Below are 20,254 nucleotides of genomic sequence, written 5' to 3'. Positions count from 1 at the left end.
TACCAAAAGTGTCAGGTTTAATAACAAAAGTTTATTGTTTGATAATATAGCCGTCTTCCATTTCGATAATCCTGTCGGTGCCTGCGGCAAATTCAGCATCATGGGTGACGATGAGCATGGTCTGTTTGAATTCCTTTGCCAGTTCTTTGAAAATATTAAAGACAATATCTGAGTTTCTTTTGTCAAGATTGCCGGTCGGTTCGTCTCCCATGATAATGAGAGGATCATTCATCAAGGAGCGTGCGATAGCGACCCTTTGTTTTTGCCCACCGGAAAGTTGGTTTGCTTTCTTGAGCGCATGGTCCTGCATGTCAAAAATTTTCAGCTTTTCCATGGCGATGTGTTCGAGTTCGGGCCGGGATTTCTTGTTGAGTTTGAGGCCTGGGATCATGACATTTTCCAAAACCGAAAATTCATTGAGCAAATAATGGAACTGAAAAACAAATCCGATTTTTTCATTCCGGATTTTGGAAAGGTAACTTGGGCTTTTTCCACTGATCACCTCACCGTCAATCAATAATTTACCTTCATAATCTGTATCCATGGTACTGAGGATATAAAGGAGGGTTGATTTGCCACAGCCTGATTTTCCCATGATGGACACGAATTCTCCCCTGGTCACCTGAAAAGTCACCTCCTTCAGCACCTGGGTTTTATCAGGGCTGAAAAAGTATTTGTTTACTTTTTGTGCTTCTAGGACAGGTGTTTCAAGCATGTTGGTGGTTGTAATTGTTGTATTTGTTGTATTTGTTGTAATGGTTGTAGTCGTTATAATTGTTGTCTGCTTCGCGTTGTCGGGTTATCGGGTTGAGAAGTCGGTATTCTTGCAAGAATGGTTCAAGTCTCTGACTTGGACCAGAATATTGCAGTCTCAGACTGCTTTGAAATAAGTCGAGATTCAAGTCCAAGTCTGAAGACTTGAACTAGATTTACAAGCAATGTAAGTCCAAGTCTGGAGACTTGAACTAGGCCTGCACTTGAACTAACCTCGTTTTCTATGACTGCCAACTTGTCCCTCGCTACTCGTCTTTCGCTTCTCATTATTTTCCCCTAATTATCTCAACCGGATCGACCCCACTCGCCTTGCGGGCAGGGAAATATCCGGCAAAATACGTCGTCACAATACTGAATATCGCCGCGATGATATAATACTTCGGGTTAAAATCTACCGGAAAGGTTTTGACCGTCGGAAGTGCCTCCGTCTCAAAAGGGATCCGCTCAATGCCCAAACCAGCCATAAATCCAAGAATCAATCCGATAGTTCCTCCTACAAAACCGATGGTCAAGGCGATGGTGATGAAAATATTATTCACATCCCTACCCGAAAAGCCAATGGCCTTCAGGATGGCGATGGTGTCCATTTTTTCATAAATCATCATGTTCAGGATATTGTAAATCCCAAATCCTGAAACAATCAGCAAGGTAATTCCCACGGCGTAGCTGATCAAAGTCCTGATATTGGTTCCCGTTTCAAACTGTGCATTTACAGTCTGTATGTCATCCGCATCGATCCCAAAGATATCCCTGTAGTCCCGTGCCATAGCGGGAGCAAGGTTAAAATCCTTCAGTTTGACTTGGATATCAGTCACGTAAGAAGCGGTTTCTCCCATCATTTTCTGGACGGTGCCAATGGAGGCGTAAGATTGCACATTGTCCAAATCCCCCAAACCGGATTGGTAATAACCCACAACTTTCAATTGAACCCTGTTGCCTTGAGAAGTAGTCGCTTGGATGACATCTCCTATTTCTGCCATCATCCGGTCCGCAGCGCCTTTTCCCAAAATAATGCTGTTGGAGGTATTTTTTAAATCAATATAATTCCCCGCCGTCACGTAATCTGTGAAAGCAAAAAGTTTGCTCTCAGCTTCGACGTCTATGCCGTTGATGACACCGGTGATATCAATGGTTCCAACATTGTAAAAAACCTGTGCGGATAACTTTGGTGCCACACCCAAAACCCTTGGATCTTCTTCAAGTGTCCTGATAATGGCCTCATTGTTATAAATGCTTAAGCGGCTGGCAGCGGGTTTGACTGACCTGATGATATTGTAAAAATTGCTGAATTCATCGGCAAGGTCGATCGGCTGGTTAACCGATGGTTTGATTTCATTGTAAAATCGGATATGGGGTGTGCGGTTGAGGATCAAGCCATCCAAGAGTTTGTTCAAGCCATTCATAAATCCTAGCAAAGCCACAAACATGGTAATGCTGAATACTACGCCTATTGCAGCTATCATGGTTTGTTTGAACCGGGCAAGCATCAGCGCCTTGGCAATCTCTAGGATGAGGGAAACTTTCATTTGGCAGGTTTGATTACAGCAGTTTTCTCGTCAACTCCTTCCAATATTTCGGCTTTTTGGAGGTCTTTCAGCCCCAATTTGACCGGTAAGGTATCCCCTGCAGCATTGATCACAAAAGCATCATTCAGGATAAAGGACCTTGGCAAAATCAGCGCGTCTTCCTTTACTTCTATCACAATATTAGCTTCCAAGGTGAGATTGGGATACAAAACAGGAGGTGCATGTACAAAAACCCCTTCCACCAAAAAGCTCTTGGACGCTTCATTCATCAAAGGGTTGATTTTGGACACTACCGCCTCAAATGTCTCTCCCCGGTAACTGTCCATAGTCACGACTATCTTTTGTCCATGTTTTACCTTGACGATATCATATTCATCCACCTGCATCTCCAAAACAAACTCATCAGCACTTCCCAATACTGCCAAGGGTGTCTGGGCATTGACCATTTCACCCTTTTCTTTGAGCAAATCATAAACCCTTCCATTCACCTCACTTTTCAAGACAAGGTCACTTTCCAGGGCTTTGGAGATAGAGAGGTTTTTGGTAGCGCTTTTCTCGTTGTAGTTTATTTCCCTTTTGACATCCTGATAGATGAGCTTGGCACTTTGATAGGCATTTCGGGAATTTTCGAATGCCAGTTGTCTCTGTTCCAAATCAACAGCTGATCCCACCCCCTGTTCTTTCAACCTTCTTTGCCTTTCATAAAGAAGGGAATCGTTCCGCCATTTATTTTCTGCATTTTCAATGTTGTTTTCCAATTCTCGCAGCCGGGATTGATTCGCTTTTCGGTCTGCAAATGCCCGAGTCAGTTCGGCATTTTCCCTATTCAGCCTGGCAGTTTGGTTGTAAATGACCAAAATCGGGCTTCCTACTTTTACAGAATCACCTTCACTGACAAATATCTCCTGAACAATCCCGTTAGCATTAGCAAAAGCCTGATATTGGTTTTGTGCTTTGATAAGACCGGAGGCATAGACGGATTCCGAGATACTTTCTCTTTTCGGGAAGACAGACTCTTGGGAAGAGTCACAGGAAAAATTAAAAACAAATATTAACCCTAAAAAAATAGCATTGAAGTATTTCATATGAGACAGGTTTGATGACCTGAATTTACAGGATTATTAATTATAAAAGGTTACACTTTTTCTATTTTAATTGCCCATTTTCCCGATTATCCACTCCCCTAGTCTTGGAAAATGCTGACCGATAAAAGCGATAAATTTGCCATGTCCGGTAAAGACAAAAGATTTTTTCCTCTTTGAAATTGCATTTAACATAACCCGGGCGGCTTTATCCGTTGGCCACATGAGATTTTTCGGTCTTGGGTCTTTGTAATCTTCATGAAAAACTCCCTCATTGTCCACCCGCGTAATATCAGAATCCACAAATCCCGGATGGATTACCGTACAGCTTACACCGGTTCCATTTAATTCCAACTGCAAAGTCTGTCCGATAGAACGGACGGCAGCTTTAGATGCACCATAGGCACCGGTTTTGGGATTGGGAACGTAAGCGGCCACACTTCCGATCAAGGCTAATCTTCCTTTGGAGGCTTTTAGGTAAGGGATGGCATACTTTGAAGTCAAAGCCAAGCCCGTGACGTTGATGTCCAATTGCCTTTTCCAGTCTTTGGCTGACAACTCTTCTATTTTTCCTAATACTCCAAAACCTGCGTTTGCAATAGCCACATCAACTTTACCGAAATGCCGGATGACTTCTTTTACCGCATTTTCTAACGATTCCTCCTCCAGCACATCGCAGGGGACAACAATTCCCTCAGCTCCTAATTCTTGGATTTTTTTTAAAACCTCCTCTAACTTATCAACTCTTCTCGAACTGAGGGCAAGTTTTGCGCCTTGCTTCGCAAATTCAAAGGCCATGTACTTCCCCAATCCCGAGGAAGCGCCGGTGATCCAGATGACTTGGTTATTAAAAATTGAATGGGACATGAGATTATAGAAATTTTGAAATAAGATAGAAATAAATTGAAATATAATTGAAATAAAAAGGCATCAACCATTAGATATTCATTGATATTGGATATTACTTGATATTGGATGGCTAAATTGAAATAAGGTAGAAATACATTGAAATAAAATGGAAATAAAAAAGCATCAAACTTGATGTTTATTGGATTAGGCACAGATATTCATTGATATTGGATATTAGTTGATATTGGATCAGTTCAGATCCTTTACCTCAATTTCATATGTTATTGCAGGAAGGTTAGACGATCAAAAAAAAGCACCAATCCTTATTAAAAAGATTGGTGCTGAAGTTATTTCGCCGAAGGCTTATTTCAATTTATTTCGCTCTAATTGAGCATATTTCATTTAGAAATCCCAAGAATATCAAACACAAAAGCATACTCAAACGCCAGTTCTTTCAGACTTTCAAACCTGCCACTTGCGCCACCATGTCCCGCATCCATATTGGTTTTGAGGAAAAGGCGGTTTTTATCTGTTTTTTTGGTTCTGAGTAGAGCTACCCATTTTGCAGGTTCCCAATACTGAACTTGTGAATCGTGAAGTCCTGTGGTCGCCAGGATATTAGGATAATCCTTTGCTTCGACATTGTCATACGGCGAATAGGAAAGCATATATTCATATTGCTCCTGAATGTTTGGATTTCCCCACTCTTGCCACTCAAAAGTGGTCAAAGGAATCGTCTCATCCATCATCGTGGTGATCACATCCACGAAGGCAACATCTGCAACAATACCCCTATATAATTCCGGGGCCATGTTGGCGATCGCTCCCATCAGCAATCCTCCTGCACTTCCACCAGAGGCAAAGAGTTTGTCTTTGGCCACATATTGGTTATCCTGAAGCCATTTGGAACAATCGATGAAGTCATTGAAGGTATTCTTCTTATTCATCATCTTGCCATCCTCATACCAATCTCCACCCATTTCCTGACCTCCACGCACATGCGCGATGGCATAGACAAAACCCCTGTCCAACAGACTCAACCTCGAACTGCTAAAGTATGCATCCATGGATGCGCCATAAGACCCATAACCATAAATCCATCCTGGAGAAGTACCGTCTTTCTTGAATAGGTCGGCACGGTACACAATGGACATGGGGATTCTTTTTCCATCACGGGAAGGAACCATGATTCTTTCTGTCTTGTAATTGGCTTTGTCAAAATCCCCCAAGACAGGCTGCTCTTTCATCAAGGTTTTTTCCTTGGTTTCCATGTCATAGTCGTAAGTGGAATTTGGCGTGGTCATTGAAGTATATGAATACCGCAAAGTCTTGGTTTCAAACTCAGGATTATAACCTATCCCTGCAGAATAAGCAGGCTCTTCAAATACCATCTGATGTTCCGAATTGTCAGCCCACTTGATGATGCGGATATTGGCAAGGCCCTCTAAGGTCTCCTGCACAGCATAATAATCCTTGAAATATTCCACTCCTTCTAAGAAAACATCTGCCCTATGTGGGATCAAATCTTTCCAATTGGCAACAGACGGATCAGCAACAGGTGCTTCTGCCAATCGGTAATTGACTGCATTCAGGTTGGTGTAGATATTGAATTTATCGCCAATAGCATGGTCCACACTGTACTGCACATTGTCCTGCACCGGAGCAATCAGTTTGGGTTTGCCGGGATTGTCTGCATCCATAAACATGGCATAGGAAGCATCTGTACGGCCTGAACCAATGATGATGTATTTCTTGGATTTGGTAATTCCGACACCGCAGCTCAAAGTCTGGTCTTTTTCCTCAAACACCACCTCATCTTTGGAGGAGTCTTGGCCAAGGAAATGTCGCTTCACCTGAAAATTTCTAAGGGTAACCGGATCCGGGATGGAATAGAAAAATGATTTGTTGTCATTGGTCCAGACTGCCGAACTTCTGATATTTTCGATTTTGTCAGGAAGTATTTCTCCGGTACGGAGGTCTTTGATCATCACGGTGTAGAAATTTCTACCCACCGTATCCATAATGATGGCGGCGAGGTTATGGTCAGGACTTACTGAAGTAAAAAAGTTGAGGAAAGATTTCCCTTTTCCCAGTTCATTGCCATCCATGATGATTTCTTCAGCACCTTCGAGAGAGCCTTTTTTCCTTGCATAAATCGGATATTCTCCTCCTTCCACATAGCGGGTGTAGTAATAGTAATCGTCCAATCTGTATGGAACAGACGAATCGTCTTCTTTGATCCTTGCACGCAATTCATTGAACAATTCTACCTGAAAGCCCTTGGTATGCGCCATCATGGTGTCCAAATAGGCATTTTCAGCATTCAGGTAATCGATGACTTCAGGGTTTTCACGGTCATTGAGCCAATAGTAGTTGTCAGTTCTTTTGTGTCCGTGCTTGGAAGTGATTTCAAACGGTTTGACTGTAGCCAAAGGCGGTGCTACATCCGGCAAAGTGAATTCCGGCTTTTGTTGAGAACATGCGATACTCATTCCTGTGAGGATAATTAAAATGGTTTGGATTGATTTATTCATAGCTGCTAGAGAATAGTGCGCAAATATAGGAAAATGATAATAGGGATACAGCGCTATTTTTTGGCTGTCTATTTTCTGACAAAAGGCTGAATCCTGCTATATGTGAGGCATCTCCATAGCCATTCCAAAGGTCCGAAAAGGAAATATTTCAACCATATCGGGCTGATGATCAACTGAAAAATCCAGATTCCTATGACCAAATAATAGAGTTGGTAATATTCCCATTCGGCATATTGGTTCAATCCATATCCGAAAAACACCAAGCTACAAATCACAGTATGCATGATATAATTGGTAAATGCCATCTGACCCACTGCCCTCAGCCCATTCATCAACCTCTTCAGATAACCGGCCTGATAGATCAACATCACCAAAGCAACATGAGCCATCATGATCGCGATCCGTTGAAAATCGTAAATTAAAGAAACCCAATTGACCGCATGCTCCTCAATGTGTTTTAATCCCGCCTCGACATTCGGAAAATGGATTGTATTATAAACAAAGGCGAAAATTACCAAAGGAAGACCGATTCCATAACCAATCAAAACAGTCTTTTTGTATTGGGCTTTGGTCCATTTGAGTGTCAGAAAACCCCATTTGTAAAGGGCAATACCCAGCATCATCAGGGCAAGCATGTCCCAAATACTAAAAATCAGGTATTTGAACTGACCATCCCAGGATTTTGGCCTGATGTAGCTCGCCACATCCGAGTAGCTTCCTTTCATCAAAGCGGTATGTTCGGCCGCCTCTTCCTTGTTGGGAATAAATTCTTTCTGGATTTCTGTCCATTCCAGGACAATGGAATCCTGAGTTGGGCTGAGTGCAATTCCCTGATCCTGCAGTGTTTTCACTTCTTTGTATTCCAGGTATGTTCCCCTGATATTTTGCATAAACAGGGTGTTGGCCACAAAACCGATAATAGCCACAATCGGAACACCCAAGGCAAGGTATTTGGGTTTCATTTTCCTAAACAAAAAAGCCAACATCCCAATTACTCCATAGTAATAAAGGATATCCCCGATCCACAATAGAATATGTGCATGGATCAATCCGAATATGGTCAACCAGATCATCCTTTTATAAAAAAGCCAGGTGGCAGATTTCCCTGCTTTTTCTTTGTTGGAGGTAAAAAGAATAATCCCTGCCCCAAAAACCATTGAAAAAAGCGCTCGCATCTTTCCTTCAAAGAAAACGGTATTGACAGCATTTACCCAGAAGTTGGTATTAGAAGTATCTTGAATCCAGGCCTCTTCGAAATATTCCGGCATGGCAAAATACGGGATGTTCAAAAGTAAAATCCCCAAAAGGGCGACACCGCGGATGATGTCAATGATGTCGATTCTGTCAATTTGAACTGCCGGTTTACTTGATTTGTCAACCAATTCGGTTTCGGTGGTGGTCTGAATATTCATGGTGCTGTGAATGAGTTGGAGGTCTGGAGGAATATCTGTTTGGTAATTGGATTGCTATTTATTATTTCCTATTAGAATTCTTTGGGGTATCTGTCGGGTCATACAATGAATGCCTCCACCATTTGCATTGACATAGGTGGCGTCAATGAATACCAATTTTTTATCGGGATGAAGTTCCCTAAAAATCTGTTGTACTTGTTTCTCCTTGTGGACTGAACTTCCTTGAGCGGTATAAGACGGAATGATAATTTTGTCATTGGTAAAAAGAAAATTCATATAACTCGTTGCCGCCACAAGCTTCAAGGTATCCCCCTCTACAAAACCATTATTTTCATAAAATTTACGTACCCCGTCTTTGGACATTATCTGAGCATTCAAAACCCTGTCTTCAATCACATGGTCAGGCATTGGCAATTTGATGATATTAAAAGGCTTGCCATCCTGGTCTTTTGCGTTTTTGAGAATTTCATAATTTCGATTCATACGTTCATAAGTGGCCATTTTGATAGGATTGAGGTTCTTTTCTTCCTCATCCACCCATGCCAAAAGAATCGTGTTTGGATTTATAAACCGGGCAAATTCATCTGTATGCCCATTTGTACCGCTTGAAGTATATTTTCCAAAAAATCCTCCACCGCTGTCTTCCGCCAATCCATCTGAAAGCCAAATCACATTATTTACTCCCAAGGTCCTGTTAAACTCCTCTTCAAAATGTTTTTTGGTCAAAGTATCACGCATCGCATCAGAAATATTTCTGAACAAAAAGGACTCCGAGACCAAAAGCGACCCCTTGCCATTGACATCAAAAGCACCTCCTTCGATAAACATCCATGATTTATCCAAAACCTCATTTTTCTCCACAGCCACCAAACTGTCAATTTGCATCATCAAATGAGTTTCTTTGATGGTTTTAGCCAAAGCCGCTGAATCTGCGGCCATGTCGGTTTGCCTTTTGATATACCTGAAAAACCCTGTATGGTTGAAATCAATTGCTTTTCTTTCCCCCAATCTGTTGATGACAAAAGCCGGCGCACTGTCTCTTGACCAAAAAACATTGTCAGCAGGGACCACAGCTATCTCTACCCTATCCATGGGTACTTGAAGCTTGCTCAAAAAACTGCGGGCATTGTCCGCCAAACTATCAGAAGTCACCCACAGCACCACATCTATGTCCTTCTGCAACTCCCTGATAATATTGGAAGTAATGATGTGCAAAGTGTCATCTTTTTTAAGATTACCATCCCAACCCATCCAGATTGCTTCTTGAGGTTCCCATTCTGCAGGGAAGAAAAATAGTGAAGGATCAGTTTTTTCCTTGCAAGAAAACAGGATTGAAAATCCAAAAACAAAAGCAATTATATTTTTCATGAGAAATATTTTGAGGGTTTACCCAATTCAATCTTTTCAATTGAGCTTTTTTAAAACCGATCAGATCCAAGAATGTGTTTTATAAATTTTGAAAACCCTAATATCCACAGAAATTATTTCAGTTAGTCTTTAGGAATATTGTCAATTGAACTTTGTCATTTTCTTTAAACCTGAATTCAAAATCCCAAACTTTTTAAAAATTCCCCATCTCCATCTTGGTAGGCAAGTTTGGCTTTTGCCATAGATTCAGAGGCTGCGGCTTCGTTGTTTTTTCTTTTCTGAACTCTAGCCATGGCGTAGTGTCCTCCACCAAATTCGGGATCATGTTCGAGGAGGGCTTTGGCGGAAGATTCGGCCAATTCCATATTGCCTGTGGAATAAGTGATGTTGGAAAGTAACTGTAGGAAATACAGGGATTCAATCCATGGGTCAGGACCGGTCTGGCTGAGCATCTGTTTTTGGAAGGTTTCGATTTTTTCCTTTATTTCTTTATTATCAGGATCTTTTTGGAGCACCAGACCATTTTCAATGAGGTCCTGCAATCCTTTATAAAACTGGAAATAGGAAGATGAGGTGAACATTTCTTCCGGAATCCCATATTTGGATACTTCATTCACTAGAGAATCTAATAATATCTGGATTTCTCCGGCAGATTTCATTGCGTTTTTCTCATCCCTTTTCATCATATGGGCCAAACCGGAGGAAATATTCGCCACCAACTTGGTATTGATACCTTCGCCTTTGGCCAGCTTATCAGCTAAATAAATCGCCTCGTCATATTCTCCATTTTGTAAAAGGAAAAAAGGGTGGCCCTTTCGGATTTTTCCTTCACTTTCCTCTTGGAAAGCCTGGATGGTATCTAGCTGAACAAAAATCGCTTTGGCATTTTCGAACTGTCCCTTGTATTGATAACAATAAGCCAACAGTTCAAGGTTGTGTGGATAGTGCCAATCATAGTGATAGGGCATATCTTCCCGGTCATACTTCTTCTTTTCCAGATCCAACGCTATACTAAACTTAATGATGGCTTCATCGATATTTCCTGTTTTCATAAGGTCATGGCCATACATGTGCCAGGCATGTGGAATATCCGGTGCGGCCTCAGTGTACATTTTCCCATATTTCAAAGCATCTTCGAATCTGGACAAACTTTCATTGGAATGAATGAGCAAATGCCAAACGCCAAAATGGTCAGGATCGGTGGCAAGGGCTTTTTCCAACATTTCCAGGTTGGCAATATTCCCTTCCACTTCGCTTTCTTCCAGGCCCCTAAAGTAAAGGCGGATTTCAGCTGCCAATACCCAAGACTCTACATTGTCAGGAAACTCGGAAATCAGGGCGTCTTTTACGGCGTAAACACTGTCATAAAGTGCCTGATAACCTTCCATTCCACTTGGCGGCTCCAAAGCCAAAAAATTAGATTTTGTATAAAGATATTCAAATCTATTTCCTGATTTTCTTGCCAATTCAAAAGCTTTGGTTCCAAATTCCTTGGATTTGACAGTATCTGCGAGGTTGGTGTAAGTAACGCTCAAAGCATTCCATATCATGGCAGCCTCCGGGTCTAGTCTCACGCCATCATGAAATGACCGGGCCGCCTGGACGTAGTCAAAATTGTAATAATACGCCATGCCTTGATTGAACATTTCCTGCGCCTCCCTTGAAGCGGTACTGATCGGGAAATCAATGGAACCTATTTGGACATTTGAAACCCCTATCGGTTTGGTCAGAAAATCCTCAGGGACATAGGCCATTTCCCGGCAAAGGGTGATCCCCATCAACTGGTCAAGGTTATTTTCTCCTAAAAAGGTAATGACCGCAGGCTTTTCCTCTTCTTCTTTAAAGAAATAAATTGTCCCAAAAAACACAGGAATCAGCACAAAAGCCCACAATTTCAAAATTGATAAGTAGTTCATTTAAAGGTTGTTTTGGTGGAAAAGAACAATCTACAAAAAATATTTTATACATAAAATCCTTTGATTTTTTGGTGTAAAGAACGAAAAAGTTATTGATTATTCTTCACCAATATCTTTGCCTTGATCGAATCAAAAAACTTTCATTTCAAATTAAGAAAAAACAAAAAGGGCGATTGCTCGCCCTCTTTTTTGTCATAATCAAAATCCCAAATCAATGGGTCGTATCCTTGATAAAGTCCGCCAAATCTTTCTTGAATTTTTGCAGAGACGGCATATGGGTATAGAACATATGACCGCCTTCATAATAGGTCATGATGATGTTTTTTCTGATTTCAGGTCTCAGGTTCATTTGGTCAATGGTATGTTCCACTCCATAAAATACGGTAGCCAAATCGTAGTAACCGTTCATAAGCAGCACTTTTACATTTGGATCTTTATTCATTGCATCCGCCATATCGATGGCCGTATTCACAGAAATCATACTGCCCCAACCTTCATTCCCTCGGTGAGACCAATCCCATTTAAATCCCGGAGAAGCATAGGCGGAAGTTTTGTAGGTCAGTTTTTTGCTTACACCCAAGTCCCTGTGGAAGTAATCCAAGAATCCTGTGGTATACGCGGGCGAAATAGCATCACTTTGAGGGTCAGTGATGGCATACTGGTTTTGTGGAAAAGGATTGATGCCTTTGAATCGTGAATCCAATCTACCCACAGTCATTCCCTCTTCTCTCAGCAATTCATTGAAAAATTCGCTTGCGGTCATTCTCAGGTTGGTACGATACCAGATATCTTTAGAAATGCTGGTAAACTTTTCCATTTTTTCGGCAACACTGTTTTTTTCTGCATCACTCAACCTTCCTCCTTTAAACAATGCCGGCAAATATTCCTGTTCGGTAAATTTTCTCACTTCATCGACAAAAGCTTCCAAGTTGGGGTTTTTGTTGGGAATCTTGTCATGATACCAAGCAGTAGCAGCATAGGATGGGAAATGAACAAGGTAGGAAGTACTTTCTTGGACAGGAAAAGCCAATGACCTGATATCAAATACCGAAGAAACCATGACCACACCATTGAGGGCATATCCTTTGTCCAATAAATAACTCATGACTCCGGCGTTTCTAAATGTCCCATAGCTTTCCCCCAAGAGGTATTTGGGTGACTGCATGCGGTCGTATTCTTTCAAAAACTGCATGATAAACAGGCTTGTAGCACGGATATCCTGATCCACTCCCCAAAAGTCCTTTCCCTCCGCTTTTCCAATCGGCATGCTCAATCCCGTCCCAATCGGATCCATCATCACCACATCAGCTACATCGAGGATGGAATAATCATTGTTGACCAATTCATAAGGAGCAGCTTTGGTATATCCGGGATCGTTGACAACAATCCTTTTTGGTCCCATAACACCCATGTGAAGCCAATAGGAAGAGGAACCGGGGCCGCCGTTGAAAGAGAAAATAATCGGTCTCTTGGATGGTCCATCTTCTTTGAAATAGGCTGTGAAGCCGTGCAAGGCAATCGGTTCATTGTTTTCATCACGGAGTTGAAGCGTACCTGCCCGCGTTTTTAGACTGTGGGTGGCACCGTTGATTTTTACCGTTTGGGTAGAGGTAAATACTTCGCCTTCCGGAATGGGCTTTTCAGCAGGCTTTTCTTGGGCAATTACGCTTATGGATAAGAGCAGAAAAACATAAAGGAGTAAAATTGGTTTTTTCATATTCTGTCAGATTGGTTGATGGTCATTTGTCAGGCAATCTAATAATTTTCAAAATAAAATTTCAAGGGAATTATTTCGACCGAAAGACCCTCCTTAATTCCGCCTTGAGTGCTTACAAAAGAAACTTCCTCAGTTTGATTTTTTGAGGGGGCCAAATTATCCGTTTCACAAACGCTTATAATCGACTAGAAACGACAAAATACCGACTAAGCCATTTTTCCCTGCAGACCTTTGACTCATTGCCAAACAAAACCGGCAACATGTATTCTTCAAAACCAAAACACACAAAAACATGGGCAACATGAGAAACAAGGTACAACTGATCGGGAGATTGGGTGCCAAAGCAGAAACAAAACGCTTTGATTCAGGGAAATTAAAGGCATCCTTCAGCATTGCTACCAAGGATGTTTTTAAAAATGCCAAAGGGGAAAAAGTAGAAGAAACCACTTGGCATAACATCATCGCCTGGGGAAACGCCGCCGAAGTCATCGAAAAATATACTGACAAAGGCTCTGAAATTGCGATTGAAGGCAAGCTTACCAACAGGTCCTACGAAGACAAGGATGGCCAAAAGAAATATATTACTGAGGTAGTGGCTGAAGAGGTATTGCTGCTCGGTGAAAAAGTCACTTCCGCCTGACCTACCAAAACCGCCGTCATCCTCAAAGTGATCCTTTCAGGATGACGGTTGCTTTAAAAAAACAAAGAGCCCAAAAACCAGACTTTTATTAAAGCCAAATTTTTCCTGATTCTATAAAATCATGCATTATTTTTTTCGTAAGAACCAAACAGCTCAAGAAACTTGAACAATTCAAAAGATTTTCGGATTGTATTACAATGACATCCAAATAAGCGTATTTTTGAGGTTTGAAAACCTATTAAACATGAAAAAAATAGCAGTATACACATCGGGCGGTGATGCCCCGGGAATGAACGCCTGCATCAGAGCTGTAGTCAGAACAGCAATTTTTAGAGATCTGGAAGTGTATGGAATAACATACGGCTATGACGGGATGATCAATGGAAACATCAAAAGGATGCAATCCCACTCAGTAAGCAACATCATCCAACGCGGAGGGACGATCTTAAAATCTGCAAGAAGTGAAGAATTCCGAACCAAAGAAGGTAGGGAGAAAGCCTATCAACAGCTAAAAGCAAACGGGATAGAAGGCCTGGTAGCGATCGGGGGCGATGGCACTTTTACAGGAGGAAAGATATTTTTTGAAGAATACGGAATTCCAATTATCGGCTGTCCGGGTACAATCGACAATGACATTTATGGCACTGATTATACCATAGGATTTGATACTGCTGTAAATACCGCTTTGGATGCTATAGACAAAATCAGGGATACTGCTGCTGCCCACGACAGGATTTTCTTCATAGAAGTGATGGGACGGGATAGCGGTTACATTGCAGTAGAATGTGGTATTGGCGGAGGGGCAGAATTTGTAATGGTCCCGGAAACCTCCACAGACCTAAATGCAGTAGTCAAATCCCTCAAAAACCTGAGGAAATCCAAATCCTCAAGCATTATAGTGGTGGCAGAAGGCGATGTAGATGGCGGTGCTGAAGAAATCATGGAAAAAGTCAGGGAAAAAGTAAATGATCCAGATAAAGAATTCAAAGTGACAACATTGGGACACATCCAAAGAGGCGGTAGCCCAACCGCACGTGACAGGGTTTTGGCTTCAAGGTGTGGAATGGCTGCTGTTGAAGGATTGATCGCGGGAGAATCGAACTGTATGGCCGGTGTCATGAACGGCCTGGTCGTATATACACCATTTGCTGATTGCATCGGAAAAAGCAAAGCCTTAAATCCCGACCATTTGAAATTAATTGAAATATTAAGTATTTAAAAACATGGGGTATCTGCCAATTATCATTACACTTTCCTGTTTTATTGGGTTGTTTTTTTTGGTTGTCAACCAATCTCTGATAGCCAAAAAAAAATCGATACTTCAAATCCAGCAAGCTTTCTTTAATGAATTAGAAAAATTGGGAATTGTGCATCAAAAAGAAGTGGGACTTGATGCTGTTGTCCTGAAGAAAATTGATGAAGAATTCGCTAAAGCAAAATCTGAAAATAGCCCTAAAAGCAAATCACCGTTTGAAACTGAAGTCAGGCCAATATTTCAATCTTTAAAAATCACCGTTTCCCAATACAACAAGTTAATTGTGAAAAAGCCATACAGTTTTGTGGCCAAGATGATGGGGCACAGACATCTTGGTTGATTGTATGATTAGAGTAAATCTATAAAACCAAGGTCGGTGAATTCTAAAATTCTATTTTCACTGACCTTGTTCTATTCTATTTTCAATAAAGGTTGTAATTCCTTCTAGGTCTGAAGGATGGAACCAAGCCATTTGATCGTATTTTTTGAACCAGGTCATTTGCCTTTTTGCGTACCTGCGGGAATTCCTTTTCAACAACCTCAGGGCTTCTTCCCTGTCATAATTCCCTTCCAAAAACCCAAAAATCTCAGAATAGCCGACCGTCTGAAGGGCGTTCAGATCCCTGTAAGGAAATAATTTTTCAGCTTCCTCAAAAATCCCTTGGTCGATCATTCTATCCATCCGCTCCTCGATTCTTTGGTACAGCTCTTCCCTTTCCCTTTCCAGACCTATAAAAATAATATTAAAAGGCCTGGTATTTTTTTTCATTTTTCTAAATGAGCTATACGTTTTCCCTGTTCCGATACATACTTCCAATGACCTCATAAGCCTTTGGGGATTGTGGATATCCACTTTCTCAAAATAATCGGGATCAAGTTTTTGGAGTCTCGATTGTAAATTTTGGATCCCCAAATTTTCAAAATCCAAAATCAGTTCTTTTCTGATGGCGGGGTTTACGTCAGGGATTTCATCAAAACCAAAGCAGATAGCATCGAGATAAAGTCCCGATCCTCCTGTCATGATCACTATATCGTGTTTGATAAATAGTTGATCCAAAAGTTTGATGGCGTCACTTTCAAATTTTTTGACATCATAGGCATCAAAAATAGAGAGTGAATTGATGAAATGGTGCCGAACCTGTTCCAATTCAGCAACAGAAGGCTTGGCTGTACCCACATTGGTCTCCCTGTAAAACTGTCGGCTGTCTGAAGAAATGATTTCTGTATGAAATTTTTCGGCAAGTTGGAGGCAGATTTCCGTTTTACCCACAGCAGTAGGGCCAGCAATTACCAATAAATGTTTATTTTTCGGTTCCAAAGTCTTTGGGATACAATAAGTCGGGATCAAAATTATCAATATTCAATAATGAAAACCAAAAAGGTACTTATTGTAGATGACAATTCGCTTAATAGAAAAGTTTTTGAGCATATCATCGGTCAGCTATATCAATTTGGAACCGCATCTGATGGCAGCGAGGCTTTGGAAAAAATCAAGACGGGAGAATACAACCTTGTTTTGATGGACATCCAGATGCCTACCCTAGACGGCATCAATACTTTGAACATCATCAAAAACGAAAAACTTTCAAATATTCCTGTTATCGCGGTTTCGGCTTACGCCAATGATAGTGACCGGGAATATTTTATTTCGACCGGGTTTGATGACTTTATTGCCAAACCCATCAAACCCCGTAATCTACTTGAAACACTTGACAGGCATTTGCGAAAATCCGAACAGCCCACAAAAACAGAAGAGTATATTAAAACTCCCGATTCGGAATTGGACCCCAAGGTGGTAAATACCTTGCTCAAATTTAACAATGCGGATAACATCAGGTCGGTATATGAAGAGTTTGTGCAAGAGAGTATAAATTTGTTAAGTGAAATCCAGATTTTGATAGCCTCAGAAAATTTTTCGGAAATAGGTGAAAAGCTCCACATCATCAAGGGAAACTCCGGAACGCTTGGCGCGATGGACATTTTCTATTTTTGTCAAAAATTTGAAAAAAACATAAAATCTTCCAACTTTGAGAATACCACAGAAGAATATTTATATTTGACAGACTTAATTCAGTCATTTAGTTCAAAAATCAAATCATCTCAATTGCTTAATCCATGACGGAAAATAAGAAAGTTTTGGTAGCAGAAGACAGTTCTGTTATAATAAACCTTACCAAGAACGTACTCCTTTTCGAGAAATATAGAATTACAGCTGTCAAAAACGGCAAGCAAGTTTTGGAAAAACTTTTGAATGAGGATTTTGATTTGATTTTGATGGATATCAACATGCCTGTCATGGACGGGATAGAATGTACAAAAACCATCCGGGCCCTGGAGGACAAAAACAAAGCAAACATTCCGATCGTCGCTATTACAGGGAATTACAAAAACTACACGCTGGATGATTTCAAAAAAGCAGGCCTCAATGACTACATCCAAAAACCATTGGATTATGATTTGTTACTTGCAACTGTAAGAAAACACCTTTCTTAAATAGAAAGAACCGGAATGACAGTCAAATACACAAAAAACTTTCTGGACAAAATCGAAGATCTCTTTGCCTCATCAGAATATATTTTGAGGTATGAAAAAGGAAATTTCAAATCAGGATATTGTGTTCTCAAAGAAAACAAGATCGTCATCGTCAATAAATATTATACCTTAGAAGGCAAGATCAATACCTTGCTCGATATTATCAAAGAGTTGGGGTTCAGCCCCAAAGATTTTTCAGATAAAAAACTGCAGGATTTAATTTCCGAATTACAACAAACCGAACTAAAACTTTGAAGGTCACATTCTTAGGCACAGGCACTTCTCAGGGCGTACCCGTGATAGCCTGTGACTGTCCGGTGTGCAGTTCACTTGATTACCGGGATAAAAGATTGAGAAGTTCGATCCACCTGGAAATAGAAGGCAAAAGCCTTGTCGTAGATACAGGTCCCGACTTCAGACAACAAATGATCAGGGAAAAAATCCATCATCTGGATGCGGTACTTTTTACCCATGAGCATAAAGACCACACGGGCGGACTGGATGATATCCGCTCCTATAATTTCCTTCAAAAAAAAGACATGCCAATCTATGGGACCAAAAAAGTCCTCAATCAGATCAAGCGTGAATTTGCCTACATATTTGAGGAAGTGAGGTACCCTGGAGTTCCTTCGGTGATTACCCATGAAATCGTCAACGAACCTTTTTCCGCAGAAGGAATCCAGGTCGTCCCGATTCAGGTGCTTCATTATAGATTACCTGTATTTGGGTTTAGGTTTGGAGATTTTACTTATATCACAGATGCCAAATACATTGATGACACTGAACTTGAAAAAATAAAAGGAACCAAAGTCCTTGTGCTGAATGCCCTACAGCAATCACACCATCTTTCTCACTTCACCTTGGAGGAGGCAATCCAACTCGTGCACCTGATCAAGCCTGAATTGGCCTATTTTACACACATCAGCCACCGCCTGGGCACGCACCAAGAGGTGGAAAAAACATTACCTCCTCATATCCATCTCGCTTTTGATGGATTGAAAATCTCCCTTTAACGATGCACTTCAATTTCCACTTTTTAAAATTCCTTTGCCCAGAGCTGGATAAAACCTTTTCAGGCGCTGAGATTGTGGAATGTTTTTCCCAAAATAAAGACGAATTGGTAATCGGCTGTACGAAAGATGGTGAGGATATTTTCATTCGGGCCAACCTGCTTCCTTCAATTTCCTGTCTTTCCTTTCCCGACAATTTCAAAAGAAGCAAAAGAAATACTGTTTCCCTTTTCCCTGAAATCATCGGAAAAAAGATCAGCAAGATCGATGTCATCAATTTTGAAAGGGCATTTATAGCCTATTTGGATTCCGGTGACAAAATAGTTTTCAAGCTTCACGGAACGAGAAGTAACATCCTTTTTTATCCAAAAGAAGAAGCCTTACCGTCTTTGTTGTTTAGGAACGAATTGAGGGATGACAAAAACCTGTTGGTCTCCGATCTTTCAAAAAACCTCCAATTAGACTGGAATACTTTCTCCTCATTGGAAGGCAATGCCTCAAAATTCTTGCCGACTCTGGGAAAAATCCCAAGAGAATGGCTCAAAAACCAAGGCTATATAGAGGCCGGATTAGAAGAGAAATGGGAGTTGATGCAGGAACTTTTGGATATGTTGGAGAGCCCGCTATATGCCATCATCAGCGATGAAAATGAATATCTCCTGTCTTTGCTCCCTGAGAAGGAAGCAATATTTAAGACTTCTGATCCTATCAAAGCATGTAATGAACTTTTCAGATATAGGGTAGTCATCCAGTCATTTGAAAAAGAAAAACATTCTTGGCTGAAGCAGCTTCAGGAACAACAAAAGAGAACGAAGTCCTACATCCAAAAGACCGGGGAAAGATTGGAGCAACTTCTCCATGAGACCCCGCCTTCTCAAGTGGCAGATGTAATCATGGCCAATCTCCATGCGATAGAACCCAATACCGAACAGATATCGCTTTTTAATTTCTACTCAGGAAAAAAGGAGATTTTCAAACTCAAGGTGGGACAAAGTCCTCAAAAGTATGCCGAAAACCTCTATCGCAAATCCAAAAACAGAAAGAAAGAAATTGAACAACTTTCCCAAAACCTTGCGGAAAAAGAAAAACTATCCCTACAGACAGCTTCGTGGCTAGAAGAAATCGAAGGGTTTAAAGACTTTAGGAGCCTTCGGGATTTTGTCAAAAACAACCACCTGACTCCTAAATCAAAGGAACAGGAGGAACAGGTACCGTTCAAAAGATTTGAAATCGAAGGCTTTGAGGTTCTTGTCGGAAAATCAGCAAAATCCAATGACGATATGCTTCGCAATTTTGCCTGGAAGGAAGATTTATGGCTTCATGCCAAAGACGTATCCGGATCACATGTGCTGATCAAATACCGCTCAGGCATCAATTTTCCGAAAACAGTTTTGGAAAGAGCGGCTGAATTGGCAGCGTATTATTCAAAAAACAAAAACGAAAGCCTTTCTCCTGTGATGTATACTCCGGCCAAGTTTGTGAGAAAAGTAAAAGGAACACCACCCGGAGCAGTAATGGTCGAAAAAGAAAATGTGCTGATGGTAAAGCCTACCGGACCAAAAGAAGACAATAATTAACATCAGTAAGAAAAAAATTAAGCAATAAAACAAACAAAAAAGGCCTCCGAGATGGAAGCCTT

General features: G+C 41.0%; 19 protein-coding genes. 8 read left to right on the top strand and 11 right to left on the bottom strand.

What is annotated here, in order from left to right; translation table 11 throughout:
• Positions 1-31: 31 nt before the first annotated feature.
• From DQW11_RS17970 to DQW11_RS17930, 10 genes are all read right to left on the bottom strand, one after another.
• On the bottom strand, positions 32-715 hold the full coding sequence (locus DQW11_RS17970; RefSeq protein WP_113925488.1) for an ABC transporter ATP-binding protein: 684 nt from the start codon (positions 713-715) through the stop codon (positions 32-34).
• On the bottom strand, positions 708-908 hold the full coding sequence (locus tag DQW11_RS22415; protein WP_198669918.1) for a hypothetical protein: 201 nt from the start codon (positions 906-908) through the stop codon (positions 708-710). The genes DQW11_RS17970 and DQW11_RS22415 overlap by 8 nt, the downstream gene beginning before the upstream one ends.
• A gap of 132 nt (positions 909-1,040) precedes the next feature.
• The gene (locus DQW11_RS17965) at positions 1,041-2,300 is read right to left on the bottom strand and encodes an ABC transporter permease (RefSeq protein ID WP_113925487.1); all 1,260 of its coding nucleotides are present in this window, start codon (positions 2,298-2,300) and stop codon (positions 1,041-1,043) included.
• Complete coding sequence (locus DQW11_RS17960; protein ID WP_113925486.1) at positions 2,297-3,385, bottom strand: efflux RND transporter periplasmic adaptor subunit; 1,089 nt, start codon at positions 3,383-3,385, stop codon at positions 2,297-2,299. Before DQW11_RS17960 ends, DQW11_RS17965 begins: the two co-directional genes overlap by 4 nt.
• Positions 3,386-3,451: 66 nt before the next feature.
• Positions 3,452-4,249: an SDR family NAD(P)-dependent oxidoreductase gene (locus tag DQW11_RS17955; protein ID WP_232826794.1), complete on the bottom strand. Its 798-nt coding sequence runs from the start codon at positions 4,247-4,249 to the stop codon at positions 3,452-3,454.
• Between the two features lie 380 nt (positions 4,250-4,629).
• Positions 4,630-6,765, bottom strand: coding sequence for a S9 family peptidase (locus DQW11_RS17950; protein ID WP_113925485.1), 2,136 nt, complete (start codon positions 6,763-6,765; stop codon positions 4,630-4,632).
• Between the two features lie 68 nt (positions 6,766-6,833).
• Entirely contained in the window at positions 6,834-8,177 is a 1,344-nt protein-coding gene (locus DQW11_RS17945; protein WP_113925484.1) for a DUF418 domain-containing protein, read from the bottom strand.
• A 54-nt stretch (positions 8,178-8,231) separates the two neighbouring features.
• Positions 8,232-9,545 (bottom strand): agmatine deiminase family protein, encoded by a 1,314-nt coding sequence (locus DQW11_RS17940; RefSeq protein ID WP_113925483.1) that lies wholly within the window; start codon positions 9,543-9,545, stop codon positions 8,232-8,234.
• Between the two features lie 176 nt (positions 9,546-9,721).
• Entirely contained in the window at positions 9,722-11,461 is a 1,740-nt protein-coding gene (locus tag DQW11_RS17935) for a UDP-N-acetylglucosamine--peptide N-acetylglucosaminyltransferase SPINDLY family protein (protein WP_113925482.1), read from the bottom strand.
• Positions 11,462-11,672: 211 nt separating this feature from the next.
• Positions 11,673-13,178, bottom strand: coding sequence for a S10 family peptidase (locus DQW11_RS17930; protein ID WP_113925481.1), 1,506 nt, complete (start codon positions 13,176-13,178; stop codon positions 11,673-11,675).
• Between the two features lie 292 nt (positions 13,179-13,470).
• Between DQW11_RS17930 and DQW11_RS17925 the strand changes: the two genes are divergently transcribed.
• The 3 genes from DQW11_RS17925 to DQW11_RS17915 all read left to right on the top strand — a co-directional run bounded on the left by DQW11_RS17925 (position 13,471) and on the right by DQW11_RS17915 (position 15,413).
• Complete coding sequence (locus DQW11_RS17925) at positions 13,471-13,818, top strand: single-stranded DNA-binding protein (protein WP_113925480.1); 348 nt, start codon at positions 13,471-13,473, stop codon at positions 13,816-13,818.
• Positions 13,819-14,062: 244 nt separating this feature from the next.
• Positions 14,063-15,037, top strand: a complete 975-nt coding sequence (gene pfkA / locus DQW11_RS17920; RefSeq protein WP_113925479.1) for a 6-phosphofructokinase — start codon at positions 14,063-14,065, stop codon at positions 15,035-15,037.
• A 4-nt stretch (positions 15,038-15,041) separates the two neighbouring features.
• Positions 15,042-15,413 carry a hypothetical protein gene (locus DQW11_RS17915; protein WP_113925478.1) on the top strand — a complete coding sequence of 124 codons (372 nt, stop codon included), beginning with the start codon at positions 15,042-15,044 and terminating at the stop codon, positions 15,411-15,413.
• Positions 15,414-15,470: 57 nt separating this feature from the next.
• Here DQW11_RS17915 and miaA read toward each other — a convergent pair whose 3' ends face one another.
• Positions 15,471-16,367: a tRNA (adenosine(37)-N6)-dimethylallyltransferase MiaA gene (miaA, locus tag DQW11_RS17910; protein ID WP_232826793.1), complete on the bottom strand. Its 897-nt coding sequence runs from the start codon at positions 16,365-16,367 to the stop codon at positions 15,471-15,473.
• Positions 16,368-16,439: 72 nt separating this feature from the next.
• Here miaA and DQW11_RS17905 point away from each other — a divergent pair, with 72 nt between their 5' ends.
• Genes DQW11_RS17905 through DQW11_RS17885 form a run of 5 tightly spaced genes read left to right on the top strand, consistent with a single transcriptional unit; the run spans position 16,440 to position 20,192 of the window.
• Positions 16,440-17,192, top strand: coding sequence for a response regulator (locus tag DQW11_RS17905; protein ID WP_113925574.1), 753 nt, complete (start codon positions 16,440-16,442; stop codon positions 17,190-17,192).
• The gene (locus tag DQW11_RS17900) at positions 17,189-17,566 is read left to right on the top strand and encodes a response regulator (RefSeq protein WP_113925476.1); all 378 of its coding nucleotides are present in this window, start codon (positions 17,189-17,191) and stop codon (positions 17,564-17,566) included. Before DQW11_RS17905 ends, DQW11_RS17900 begins: the two co-directional genes overlap by 4 nt.
• 15 nt (positions 17,567-17,581) lie before the next feature.
• A complete protein-coding gene (locus tag DQW11_RS17895) occupies positions 17,582-17,860 on the top strand; it encodes a hypothetical protein (RefSeq protein WP_113925475.1) in 279 nt (92 codons plus the stop codon).
• Complete coding sequence (locus DQW11_RS17890; protein WP_113925474.1) at positions 17,857-18,618, top strand: MBL fold metallo-hydrolase; 762 nt, start codon at positions 17,857-17,859, stop codon at positions 18,616-18,618. Before DQW11_RS17895 ends, DQW11_RS17890 begins: the two co-directional genes overlap by 4 nt.
• Positions 18,619-18,620: 2 nt before the next feature.
• Positions 18,621-20,192 (top strand): NFACT RNA binding domain-containing protein, encoded by a 1,572-nt coding sequence (locus tag DQW11_RS17885; RefSeq protein WP_113925473.1) that lies wholly within the window; start codon positions 18,621-18,623, stop codon positions 20,190-20,192.
• Positions 20,193-20,254: the final 62 nt, after the last annotated feature.

The sequence above is a fragment of the Cognataquiflexum aquatile genome, assembly GCF_003316845.1.
Lineage (GTDB): Bacteria > Bacteroidota > Bacteroidia > Cytophagales > Cyclobacteriaceae > Cognataquiflexum > Cognataquiflexum aquatile.
Note: the sequence above shows the minus strand (reverse complement) of the source record. Positions and strands in the feature narration are given on the sequence as shown.